This window comes from Pseudomonas sp. NIBRBAC000502773 (assembly GCF_006517195.1).
GTDB classification, from domain to species: domain Bacteria; phylum Pseudomonadota; class Gammaproteobacteria; order Pseudomonadales; family Pseudomonadaceae; genus Aquipseudomonas; species Aquipseudomonas marginalis.
The window spans coordinates 6014662-6027702 of the sequence record NZ_CP041189.1 but is presented as its reverse complement, the minus strand read 5'-3'; the positions used below and the strand labels follow the sequence as shown (position 1 = coordinate 6027702).

4 protein-coding genes are annotated in these 13041 nt (G+C 64.8%); 2 read left to right on the top strand and 2 right to left on the bottom strand.

What is annotated here, in order from left to right:
* Positions 1-2: 2 nt before the first annotated feature.
* Positions 3-11000, bottom strand: coding sequence for a non-ribosomal peptide synthetase (locus tag NIBR502773_RS27835; RefSeq protein WP_141157474.1), 10998 nt, complete (start codon positions 10998-11000; stop codon positions 3-5).
* Between the two features lie 210 nt (positions 11001-11210).
* Here NIBR502773_RS27835 and NIBR502773_RS27830 point away from each other — a divergent pair, with 210 nt between their 5' ends.
* Together NIBR502773_RS27830 and NIBR502773_RS27825 are read left to right on the top strand one after the other, a co-directional pair.
* Positions 11211-11462, top strand: coding sequence for a type II toxin-antitoxin system HicA family toxin (locus NIBR502773_RS27830; RefSeq protein WP_027607491.1), 252 nt, complete (start codon positions 11211-11213; stop codon positions 11460-11462).
* A complete protein-coding gene (locus NIBR502773_RS27825; protein ID WP_141157473.1) occupies positions 11459-11824 on the top strand; it encodes a type II toxin-antitoxin system HicB family antitoxin in 366 nt (121 codons plus the stop codon). The genes NIBR502773_RS27830 and NIBR502773_RS27825 overlap by 4 nt, the downstream gene beginning before the upstream one ends.
* Positions 11825-11847: 23 nt before the next feature.
* Here NIBR502773_RS27825 and NIBR502773_RS27820 read toward each other — a convergent pair whose 3' ends face one another.
* A complete protein-coding gene (locus NIBR502773_RS27820) occupies positions 11848-13020 on the bottom strand; it encodes an MFS transporter (RefSeq protein WP_115489114.1) in 1173 nt (390 codons plus the stop codon).
* Between the last annotated feature and the right edge of the window lie 21 nt (positions 13021-13041).

Here is a 13041-nt window from a genome sequence, read left to right as displayed (position 1 = left end):
GGTCAAATCGCCTCTAGTTCGCTCAAAAAGTCACGAAGGTCATCAAAATCTTCCGCAGTGCCTGCACGGAAGGTGGCAGCGGCCTGCACATAGGCGCGCAGCGTTTCGGTCTGGAACACTTCCACCAGCGGCACTTCCAGGCCCAGCTCGGCCTGGACCCTGGAGGTGATCTGGATCGCCAACAGGGAGTGGCCGCCCACTTCAAAGAAGTTATCGTTCAAGCCAACCTGCGGCAGGCGCAGCACGTCGGCCCAGATCGTGGCGATCTGCTGTTCCAGCTCCGTCTCGGGGGCCACATAGGCCTGTTGCATAAGGCTCGCATCCGGTTGCGGCAGGCCCTTGCGGTCGAGCTTGCCGTTGGGGGTCAGCGGCATTTGCGCCAGGAAGATGAAATGCGCCGGGACCATGTAGTCCGGCAGGCGGGCCTTGAGTGCGCGACGCAATGCGTCACGGAACTCGGCTTCGTTGGACGGGGCGGACACCGGAACCACATAGGCCACCAGCTGTTTTCCGGTCGGGCCGTCCTGGGCCACGACCACCGTTTCACCGACGCTGTCCTGCTCACGCAGACGCGCTTCGATTTCCCCCAGTTCGATGCGGAAACCACGGATCTTCACCTGGTGGTCGACACGCCCGAGGTAATCCACCACGCCATCCGGGCGACCACGGGTCAGGTCGCCGCTGCGATACACGCGGCTGCCCGGCGTGCCGAACGGGTCCGGCACAAAGCGTTCGGCGGTCAGCGCCGGACGTTCCAGGTAACCACGGGCCACGCCCTCGCCGCCCAGGTACAGCTCACCGGCGACGCCGATGGGTTGCAGGTTGAGTTGCGCGTCGAGCACGTAGCCGCTGCGGTTGCCCAGCAGCGTGCCGATTGGCGCGTAGACGGCGCCGCAGGGGTCGCCTTTGCGCGCCTTCCACAGCAACGGCGTGACCACGGTTTCGGTCGGGCCGTAGCCGTTGAACAGGTAGGTCGGCTTGAGCGCGCGCCAGGCCAGGTCGTAGCTGGCTTGCGCCACCGCATCGCCGCCAAAGCAGTAGACCCGCACCTTTGGTGGATTACCGTCGCGCTCGGCATGCTCGGCCAGCTGCTGCAGGTACACCGGTGGGAACACCGCCATGGTCACATTGTGACGGTGCATCTGCGCGTAGGTATATTCCGGCAGCCACAGGCTGTCGTCACGGACCAGCACGCTGGCGCCGTTGATCAGCGGGTGCATCCAGCCTTCGTGGGAGCCGTCGAAGGCGAACGACATGAAGTGCAGTTCGCAATCGGCCGGCGATGTTTCATAACGCTCGCCGGTGGCAATGATGTGCGCCACCAACGGCCCGTGGGACACCGCCACGCCCTTGGGCATGCCGGTGGAGCCGGAGGTGTAGATCACGTAGGCGAGGTTGTCGCCGTCCAGCGTCACGTTTGGCGCGGTGTCGCTGTAATCGGCCCATTGCTCGGTGCGATCGATGGCCAGCGTCTGCATGCCGTCGGGAATCGGCAGTTGCGGCAAGGCACTGGTGTGGGTCAGCAGCAGTTGCGCACGGCTGTCCTGCATCATGTACAGCAGGCGATCACGCGGGTATTCGATATCCAGCGGCACATACACACCGCCGGCTTTCATCACCGCGAGGAACGCTACCAGGCTCTCGGCACTGCGCGGCATGGCAATCGCCACCCGTACTTCGGGGCCGACGCCACGGGCGATCAAGGCATGGGCCAGGCGGTTGGCCTGGCGGTCCAGCTCGTCATAGCTCAGGGTTTGCGTATCGAACTTGACCGCCACCGCAGTGGGGTTTTCCCGCGCACGGTCGGCCACCAACTCGTGAACAAAGCGCTCGGCCGAAAAGCCGGCGTCGGTCTGGTTCCACAGTTGAAGGATGTGCCGTTGCTCATCCTGGTCCAGCAGGTTCAGTTGGCTGACGAGCTGCTGCTGATCGGCAACCATCGCCTGCAACAGGTTCTGCCAATGGCAGGCCATGCGCTCGATGGTGGCGGTGTCGAACAGGTCGGTGGCATAGCTCAGCGACGCGCGCAATTGCGCCTGGGACTCCTCGATATCGAGGGTCAAATCGAACTGCGCAACCGCCTCATCCCAACTGACCGGGCTGAGCTGCAAGTGCTCGAGGCGCTGGAGATGCCCGCCTGCCAGGCTGACATGGTGGTTGAATGCGACCTGGAACAACGGGCTCAGGCTCAGGCTGCGCTCGGGCTGCAATGCCTCGACCAGTTGCTCGAAAGGCAGGTCCTGATGGGCCTGGGCCTCCAGGGCACGCTGTTTGACCTGGGCCAGTAACGCGCGCACGGTGGTGTGCCCGTCAATCTCCGCCTTGAGTACCTGGGTGTTGACGAAAAAGCCGATCAGGCGCTCGGTCTCGATCCGGTTGCGGTTGGCGATGGGCACGCCGACGCGAATGTCCTGCTGCCCGCTGTAGCGGTGCAACAACACCTGGTAAGACGCCAGCAACAGCATGAACAACGTCACGCCCTCACGCTGGGCGAGCGTCTTGAGCTCATCCAGCAACGGCGCCGCCAGCGGGATGTTCAAGCGCGCCCCCCGATGGGTCGGTACCGCCGGGCGCTGGTGATCGAACGGCAGTTCCAGCACCGGTTGCTCGCCGCCAAGCTGACCGCGCCAGTAATCCAGCTGCCGTGCCTTCTCCCCCGCTTCCATCCAGCTGCGCTGCCAGAGGGCGTAGTCCACGTACTGGATGGGCAGGTCAGGCAATTGCAGCGATTGGCCCTGGCTGTAGGCGGCATAGAGCTGGACCAGCTCGTCCACCATCACCTGCATCGACCAGCCGTCAGAGATGATGTGATGCTGCACCAGCACGAGCACGTGCTCATCCTCGGCCAACCGCAACAAGCTGACACGCATCAGCGGCCCCTGGCGTAAATCGAACGGCTGGGTGATCAGGGTTTCCACCAGGGCTTTCAGGCCGCTCTCGTGGGTTTGGAGCAAAGCAAGCTCGAGGCGCCCTTGTGGCTTGATCACCTGCACGGTGCGCTCGCCCTCCTGTTGCAGGTGCGTACGCAGGCTTTCGTGGCGCGCCACCAGCGTGTCGAAGGCACGCTGCAATGCCGATGTGTCCAGGCGGCCTTTCAGACGCAATGCGCTCGGCACATGGTAGGCCGCACTGTGCGGGTCCAGTTGCCAAAGGAACCACTGACGCTCCTGGGCGTAGGACAGCAACAGTGGCTGGTCACGTTGGACGCTTACCAACGCCGGCGTCGAATCACCCTCGGTGCCCAGCGCCCGGACAAAATCCGCCAGCCGCGGGTGCTCGAACAGCGCCTTGAGGCTGACCTCGACCCCCAGGCCATGACGTACACGGGACACCATCTGTGTGGCGAGCAACGAATGCCCGCCCATGTCGAAGAAGTGATCGTTGAGCCCTACCCGCTCGGCCCCCAGCACCTGGGCCCAGATGGCCGCCACCTGTTGCTCCAGCTCTGTGATCGGCGCGATCCAGTCAACCTGGGATTGGCTGGCGTCGGGCGCGGGCAGTGCGGCACGGTCCAGCTTGCCGTTGGGGCTTAGTGGCAGGCGGTCCAACACCAGCAGGTGCGCCGGGACCATGTAGTCCGGCAGCTCGTCGCGCAGCGTGGCCTTGAGCTGGGTGCGCCATTGCGTTTGTTGCGCTTCGGACAGTGGCCGGTTGGCGACGATGTAGCCGACCAGCTGGTTATCGGCCGCGATCACCAGCGCCTCGCGCACACTGGCCTGGGCCAGCAGGCGCGCTTCGATTTCGCCCAGCTCGATGCGGAAACCACGGACTTTGACCTGATGGTCGATACGCCCCACATACTCGATCATGCCGTCGCCGCGATAGCGCGCCAGGTCACCCGTGCGGTACAGCCGGCCCGCACCGTCGGCGCAGAACGGATCAGGCACGAAGCGTTCCGCCGTCAGATCGGGACGGTTGAAGTACCCCCGCGCCAACAGCGGCCCGCCGATCACCAGCTCGCCCGCGACCCCCACCGGTACCGGATTGAGGTTGGCGTCCAGCAGGTAAATGGCGCGGCCGTCCAGCACACGACCGATCGGCATCATCGACGGCAAGGCTTCGCGCCCGTCGACGTACGCGGCGCAGTCCAGGGCGGTGGCGGTGACCGTGGCCTCGGTGGGGCCATAGGTATTGAGCAGGCGCACGTGGTGCAGACCGGCTTCACGCCAGGCGCTCAGGCCTTCGGGCGGCATGGCTTCGCCACCGATGTGCAACTGGCGCAAACGCCCGTAGTCGCGCGGGCCACGCTCGGCAAAGTCACGTACCAACGCCAGCCAGTAGGCGGTTGTCAGGTCGACCACGGAAATATCGTGGTCGAGCAATTGCCGGTAGAACGTGTCGCTGTCCCACAGCTCGCCACCACGCACCACCACCGCGGCACCGCAGCACAGCGCCGGGTATAACTGCTCGACGAAACCATCGAAGTTGAAGGTGCCGAATTGCAGCACGCGATCATGGGGCTGCAACGCGAACAGCTCGGTAAAGACTTCCACATGCCGCGCCAGGGAAGCCTGGTCGATGCCCACGCCTTTCGGGCGGCCGGTGGAGCCGGACGTAAACATCACGTAGGCCAGGTTGGTCGGCAGCGTCCGTGGCGCGGGGTTTTCCCCGCTGTAGTCGGCCAGCCAGCCAGCGCCATCTTCCAGGCAGACCAACGCCAGGTCGGCGGTCAGCGGCAGTTGCTCCAGCAGCGCCTGCTGGGTCAGCAGCAGGTGCAGGCCGCTGTCCTCGATCATGCATTGCAGGCGCTCGGCGGGGTATTTCGGGTCCAGCGGCACGTAGGCGCCACCGGCCTTGAGCACCGCCAGCAGGCCAACGATCATCGCCAGGGAACGGTCCACCGCGACACCCACCAGGGTGTCGGCGGCGACGCCCAGTTCAACCAGGCGATGGGCCAGGCGGTTGGCGCGCAGGTTGAGTTCGGCATAGCTCATGCGCTGCTCATCGAGGATCAGCGCGACGTTGTGCGGACACAGCGCCGCCTGTTGTTCGAAGCGCTGCAACACGCTCGCCTGGGCCGGGCGTGCGACATCGCGCGGGTTCCATTCCTGGAGCACACGCAGGTGTTCATGGGGCCGCAGCAAGGGCACCGCGCCCAATGCCTGCCCGGGGGCATCGGCGAACTGCTGCAGCAGTTCCTGCAGGTACGCACCAATGTGCTGTACTGCGTCGTCGTCGAAGTCTGCCCGCTGGTATTCCACGTGCAGGCTCAAGTGTTGGCCGCCGTGAATCGTGAGGGTCAGCGGGTAGTTGGTGCGTTCCTGATGGCTGACGCCACTGAAGCGCAGGCCATCCTCGCCCGACTGCTCCAGGCTCTTGGCCACCGGGAAGTTTTCGAACACCACCAAGGTGTCGAACAGCGCCTCGCCGGCCGAACCGCCCCAGCGTTGAATATCGAACAGCGGCGTGTGCTCGTGCTCGCGCATTTCCACATTGAGCGCCTGGACGCTACGCACCCAGTCGCCGACGCTTTGTGACGGATTCGCCACGGCGATCAGCGGCAAGGTGTTGATAAACAAGCCGACCTGTTGCTCGACATTCGCCAGCTGCGCCGGGCGCCCTGACACGGTGACGCCGCAGGCGACGCTGGCCTGGCCGGTGTAGCGCTGCAGCAGCAGCAACCACGCCGATTGCACCAGGGTGTTGAGGGTCACTTGATGTGCACGGGCGAACGCGGCCAGATGGCGGGTTCGGGTTTCATCCCATTCCCACAGGATCTGCCCATAGCCGTCGCCGCTGTGTGGCGCGGTCCTGGCGATGCTGCGAGCCAGATGCGTGGGCGCGTCCAACTGCGCCAGGCGCTCGCGCCAGAACGCCTCGCCCAGCGCCGGATCCTGCTGTTGCAGCCAGGCAATATGCGCGGAAAACGCCGCGCCTGTCGGCGGCAATGCCAGGCCCTTGCAGGCTTGCAGCACCTCATTGAGGACCAGGGCATTGCTCCAGCCATCCATCAAGATGTGGTGGCTGGTGTAGATCAAGTGCCAGCGCTCTTCGCTGACCCGCACCAGCGCCACCCGCAGCAACGGCGGACGGGCCAATTCGAAGCCCTGGCGCTGGTGTTCGGCCGCCAGGTCGTCGAGCGCCGCGCCGGGGTCTTGATGCCCGCGCCAGTCCAATGCGTCGAACGGCAGGCTGACCTGGCGATGCACCACCTGCAGGGCCTGGCCCTGGTCGTCCTGCCAGACAAACCCGGTGCGCAGCATGTCGTGCCGCGCCAGCACCTGTGCCCAGGCCCGCTGGAACAGCTGCACGTCGACGCCTTGCACATCCGCACGCAACTGGCTGACGTAGACGTCGCCCTCACCCTGTTGATAGAGGCTATGGAACAACATGCCCTGCTGCATCGGCGACAACGGGTACACGTCCTGTACGTCACGGGCGGGCAGCGCGAGGTCGTCCAGCTGCGCCTGGGTCAGTTGCGCCAGGGTCACGTCGGCCGGGGTCAGGCCGCCCTGTTGCGGATCGATGCAATGGGCGATCAGCGCCAACAGCTCCTGCCGATAGTCATCCGCCAGGCGCTGCACCGTCGCCACCTCGAACATCTCGCGGCTGAAGCCCCATTGCAGGGTCAGCTCACCGCCGTACACCTGCCCTTCCACGGTCAACCAGTTGGCCAGCGGTGCCTCGGCATCCTGGGCCTGGCCGCTGCCCTGGGTAGACGGTACAAACAACGCGGATTCGTTGAACTGGCGGTCGAACTGGCCCAGGTAGTTGAAGGTAATGCGTGGCGCGGCCAGGTCCGCCAGGGCTTCGCGGGCCGCAGGCAGGCCGAGGTAGCGCAGCAGACCGTAGCCGATGCCTTTGGCGGGCACGGCACGCAGTTGCTCCTTGACCGCCTTGATCGCAGCCGACAGCTCGCCTCCGGCTTGCAGGCGTACCGGGAACAGGCTGGTGAACCAGCCCACGGTGCGGGTCAGGTCGACACTGTCGAACAGGTCTTCGCGGCCATGGCCTTCCAGCTGGATCAGTGCGGCGTTCTGGCCGCTCCAGCGGCTGACCACCCGCGCCAGGGCCGTCAGCAGCAGGTCATTGACCTGGGTGCGGTAGGCCGCTGGCGCGTCCTGGAGCAGTTGACGGGTGTGCTCGGCGTCAAGGCGGATTTCGAGCTTGCTGCCCACGCGGTTTTGCAGGCCGCCCTGGGGGTTGTCGCACGGCAAGTCCGCGTCGGCCGACTGCGCCTGCCAGTACGCCAACTGGTGGTCCAGCGTAAGGGCATGGGCTTGCAACTGTTCGGCCCACAGCTGGTAGGCGCTGGTCTTGGCCGGCAACGCTGCCTGGCGGTAAGCCTGTTGCAGGTCTTCCAGGACGATGCGCCAGGACACGCCATCGACCGCCAGGTGATGGATCACCAACAGCAGGCGCTGGCTGCCATCGGCCATGCTCACCAACGCGGCACGCAGCAGCGGACCTTGCGCCAGGTCGAGGCTGCGCTGGGCTTCATCGCACAGCGCCGCCAGCTCATCGTCGCTGCCGGCGTGGGTCTGCCACAGGCCTGGCGCGGTGACCGGCGCGGCGTAGGCTTGCTGCCAGGTGTCAGCCTGTTGCACAAAACGCAGGCGCAAGGCGTCGTGATGGTTGAGCACCTGGATCAGGGCGGCTTCCAGGCGTGCCGGTTCCAAGCGCTCGCGCGGGGTCAACAACAACGATTGGTTCCAGTGATGACGCGCGGGGATCGCCTGGGCGAAAAAGCTTTGCTGCACCGGGGTGAGGATCACCTCGCCGCTGGCAGGGCCTTGGTCGATAACGGTGGAGTGCTCGAAGCTGGCCACCAACGCCAGGCTGCGCACGCTCTGGTACTGGAACAGGTCGCGCGGGCTGAGGCGAATCCCCGCCTGGCGCGCGCGGCTGACCACCTGGATGGAGATGATCGAATCGCCGCCCAGTTCGAAAAAGTTGTCGTCCAGGCCCACCTGCTCGACGCCGAGCACATCGCTCCAGATCGCCGCCAGGGCTTTCTGCAGGTCGTCTTGCGGCGCGATATAGGCCTGTTGTGGCGTTGCATCCGGTAACGGCAGGGCCTTGCGGTCAAGCTTGCCGTTGGCGGTCACCGGCAGCTTGGCCAGGGGCACCATATGGGTCGGCACCATGTATTCCGGCAGGCTGCCGAGCAGCCAGGCCTTGAGGTCGGCGGGCGCCTCGCCCTCCAACACCAGGTAGGCCACCAGTTGTTTGCCGCCGTGTACCAGCACCACCGCCTCACGCACCGCTGGGTGCTGCATCAGGCGTGTCTCGATTTCACCCAACTCGATGCGCAAGCCGCGCAGCTTGACCTGGTGGTCGAGACGGCCAAGGTATTCGATCACACCGTCGTCACGCTGGCGCACCCGGTCGCCAGTACGGTACAGGCGCGCGCCGTCACCGAAGGGGCTGGGCACAAAACGTTCGGCGGTCAGCGCTGGACGGCGGTGGTAGCTGCGCGCCAGGCCGGTACCGCCCAGGTACAGCTCGCCGGCCACGCCGGCAGGCACCGGGTTGAGCTGCGCGTCGAGCACGTAGGTGCCGAGGTTGGCGATCGGGCGGCCGATGGGCACGGCGTCACGGCCTTCGTCGATGCAGGTCCAGTGGGTCACGTCGATGGCCGCTTCCGTCGGGCCATAGAGGTTGAACAAACCGGCCTGGGGCAGCTTGGCGAACACCTGCAGTTGCGCATCCAGGGGCAAGGCTTCGCCGCTGCACACGATACGCTTGAGGCTGGCGCAGCGCTGCACGTCCGGCTCATGGATAAACGCCTGGAGCATGGACGGCACGAAGTGCAAGGTGGTGATCCCGTGCTCGCCGATGGTCTCGATCAGGCGCGCCGGCTCGCGGTGTTCGCCAGGGGCGGCGACCACCAGGCGGGCGCCGGTCATCAGCGGCCAGAAGAACTCCCACACCGACACATCAAAGCTGAACGGGGTTTTCTGCAGCACCGCGTCACTGGCATCCAGGCCGTAGGCCTGCTGCATCCAGCACAGGCGGTTGACCAGTGCGCGATGGCTGTTGCCGGCGCCCTTGGGCTTGCCGGTGGAACCGGAGGTGTAGATCACATAGGCCAGGTTCAGCGCGTGGATGTCGACGGCGGGCGCTGCGACGCTGTAAGCGTCGAGCCAGCCGGGCGCCTGGTCGAGGCGCATCACCCGAATGCCTTCGACAGGCAGCAGTGGCAGCAGGCTGTGCTGGCTGAGCAGCAGCTGGATGCCGCTGTCTTCGATCATGTAGGCCAGGCGTTCCTGGGGATACTCGGGATCGAGGGGGACGTAGGCGCCGCCGGCCTTGAGCACGGCCAGCAGGCCGATGACCATCTCGATGGAACGCTCAACGCAGATACCCACCAGCGCATCAGGACCGACCCCGTGGTCGCGCAAGGCATGGGCCAGTTGGTTGGCACGGGTGTCGAGTTGCGCGTAGGTCAGCGTGGTCGCGCCGAACACCAGCGCCGGCGCATCCGGCGTGCGCTGTACCTGGTCTTCGATCAGGTGATGAATGCCACGCTCGGTGGGATACGCTTGCGCGGTCTGGTTCCAGGTGTGCACCAGCCTCTGTTGCTCATCGACGGCCAGCATCGGCAACTCGCCGATACGCTGTTCGCCATCGGCCACCATGGCCTGCAACAGGCTGATCCAGTGGCGTGCCATCCGCGCGATGGACGGCGCGTCGAACAGGTCATTGGCGTAGGTCAGCGCGGCGTGCAAGGTGCCGGATTTTTCATAGGTGTCGAGGGTCAGGTCGAACTGGGTGGTGCGGCCTTGCCACTCCACCAGGGCCAATTCCAGGCCGGAGGCGGTGCTGACCGAAGCGATGTCGGCCACCACCGGCTGATGGTTGTACATCACCTGGAACAGCGGCGTATGGCTGAGGCTGCGCTCGACCTTCAGGGCTTCCACCAGGCGCTCGAAGGGCAATTCCTGGTGCGCCTGGGCGCCAAGGGCGTGCTCCTTGATACCTTGCAGCAACTCGGCGACGCGGGTTTGCCCGCTCAGCTCAGTGCGCAGGACTTGTGTGTTGACGAAGAAGCCGATCAGCCCCTCGACTTCCGTACGGTTGCGGTTGGCGATCGGCACGCCGACGCGGATATCGCCCTGGCCGGTGTAGCGATGCAGCAACACATTGAAGGCGCCGAGCAGCAGCATGAACAGGGTGACGTTGTGCTGTTGCGCGCAGGTGCGCAACTGCGCGGCCAGCGCCGGCTCAATCGCGAAGGTGTGGCGGGTGCCCTGATAGCTGGGCATGGCTGGGCGCGTGCGGTCCGTCGGCAGTTCCAGCACCGGGTGCTCGTCGCCCAGGCGCGCCTGCCAGTATTCCAATTGACGGGCCTGCTCCCCGGCTTCCAGCCAGCGGCGCTGCCACAGGGCGTAGTCGCTGTACTGGATCGGCAGCGCCGGCAATGGCGGCGCTTCGTTGCGCTCATGGGCGTCGTAGAAACGAATGAACTCGTCGATCAACACGTTCATCGACCAGCCATCGGAGACGATATGGTGCAGGGTCAGCAGCAGTACGTGCTCCTGGGCATCGAGCTTGAGCAGTTGCACACGCAGCAGCGGGCCGTGTTCCAGGTCGAACGGCAGCAGCGATTGGCGGGTGGCCGCATCGTTGACGGCGTGTTCGCGTTCGGCCGCGGCCAACGCCGTCAGGTCCAGTTGCTCAATGGCCAGCGACGGGCGTACGGCCACCTGCATCAGGCGCTCATCGGCCTGGCGCTGGAACACCGTGCGCAGGGTTTCATGACGCTCCACCAGGCTGGCAAACGCCTGCTCCATGGCACCCAGGTTCAGCGCACCCTTGAGGCGCACCGCGCCCGGCAGGTTGTAGGCGCCACTGCTTGGGTCCAGTTGCCAGAGAAACCACATGCGCTGTTGCGCATAGGACAGCGCCTGGCGGTCCTCTGCCTCCACGCCGGCCGGAATCGGAAACCGCGAAAAATCCACCCCTTCTTTCTGCAGTGCCTGCAGGAACAGCTGGCGTTTTTCCAGGGGCAACCCGATAAACCGGCGAGCAAGTTTCAAGGAGTCTTCAGCATTCATTTGTTGGAGTCCGGAGCAATAGGCAGGAAGCACAAAGGCACGTCGTCCCTATAAAACGAACCGGACAGGGAAAAATTAGCGGGGGATGGGAGGCGTAGAGCGAGCTGTCATCAAGGGTTACATCAATCCTCGGGAAACACGCACGAACCCCAGCTAGCATTGACGAACACCACTTTTTGCAACTACATTTAGTTACACGCAGGGAACGCCGTGTCCAAAAATGAAAAGCTGCTCGCCAAATTGCTCAACGAGCAGATGGCATTTACCTGGCCAGAGCTCGTCACGCTGCTGCGTCGTCTCGGCTACACACAGATTGAGGGGGCTGGAAGCCGCGTCAAGTTCGACATCGGCGATCCGAGCGCAATGATCACCTTGCACAAGCCTCATCCCGGCAACGAACTGAAACACTACATTCGACGCCAGATCATCGAACAATTGAAATCAGGAGAACTGATTCAGTGAACAACCAACTGAAACACAATGGCTACATCGGCTCTATCGAAGCCAGCCTCGAAGACAATTGCCTGTTCGGCAAGATCCTGTTCATCAAGGCCCTAGTGAGTTACGAAGGCAAAACCGTCGCGGAACTGGACGCCGCGTTTCGCGAGGCGGTGGACGACTACCTCGCTACCTGCCAGGCCCTTGGGCAAACACCGGAGAAACCGTGCAAAGGCTCTTTCAACGTGCGCGTCGGCCACGACCTTCATCTTGCCGCCGCCCTTGAAGCGACACGTAAAAAGGTGACCCTGAATGACCTGACGCGCCAGGCGCTGAACGAATTCCTGCAACACCACCGAGGGGATTCCTGCCCCGTGACTGACTGACGTTTCATTGTGGGTTGTGATGCTCAACCCAACCGCCGATACCCGAGCACCGCTGCCCCCATCACCACCGCCCCCGCCGCCAACGCCACCCAGAACCCGCTGGCGGCGCCAAAATGGTCGATCATCCAGCCGGAGCTGGCGGCGCCGATGGCCACGCCGATGCTCAGGCCGGTGATCAACCAGGTCATGCCTTCGGTCAGGCGGCTCGCGGGCACGCTCTTTTCCACCAGGGCCATGGACACGATCAGGGTGGGGGCGAAGAACAGTCCGGAAATGAAGATGGCCACTGCCAGGCCCGGAATGTGGGTGACCAGCAGCAACGGCAAGGTGGTCAACGCCGTGGCCACGCCGCAGAACAGGAACTGCCGGGGCAGCGGCGCCTTGAGCTTGAGGGTGCCAAAGGCCAGCCCCGCCAGGCACGAGCCGATGGCGTACACCGAGAGCACGATGCTTGCCGCCGCCGGCTGGCCCTGCTGCTGGGCAAAGGCCACGCTGACCACATCCACCACACCCACGATCACCCCCATGGCCAGCAGCAGGATCATCAGGATCAGCACCGACGGTGAGGCGATCAGCCAACCCCGATGATGAGCGTGGTGTTCATGCACCGGGGGTTCGGTCGCGCGTTGCAGCACAAACGTGGTAACCCCAACCGCCAGCAGCAGCGCGGCCACCAGCGGCCCGGCCTCGGGGAACAGCACCACGCTCAAGCCCACCGAAATGGGTGGGCCGATGATAAAGCACACCTCATCCAGCACCGATTCCAGGGCGAATGCGGTTTGCAGCCTGGGCTGGCCGCGGTACAGCTCGGTCCAGCGCGCCCGCACCATGGCGGACATATTCGGCATACAGCCCGCCAGGGCAGCAAACAGGAACAGCGTCCAGGTCGGCGCCTGCAACCGCGTGCACAGCAACAGCAGCAACAGCGCCCCGCCGCCGATCAAGGCGGCAATCGGCAGCACCCGGCCCTGGCTGTACCGGTCCACCAAGCGTGACACCTGCGGCGCGCAAAACGCCGTGGCCAGGGCGAACACCGCCGCCACCGAACCGGCCAGGCCATAACCGCCGTGCACCTGGGAAAGCATGGTGATCAAGCCAATACCGGCCATGGACACCGGCATGCGTGCCAGCATGCCGGCCAATACGAAGGCCCGAGCGCCAGGAACCTGGAACAATTCGGCATAGGGGTTCGCCATGACTTAAACGCCTTGAGTCCT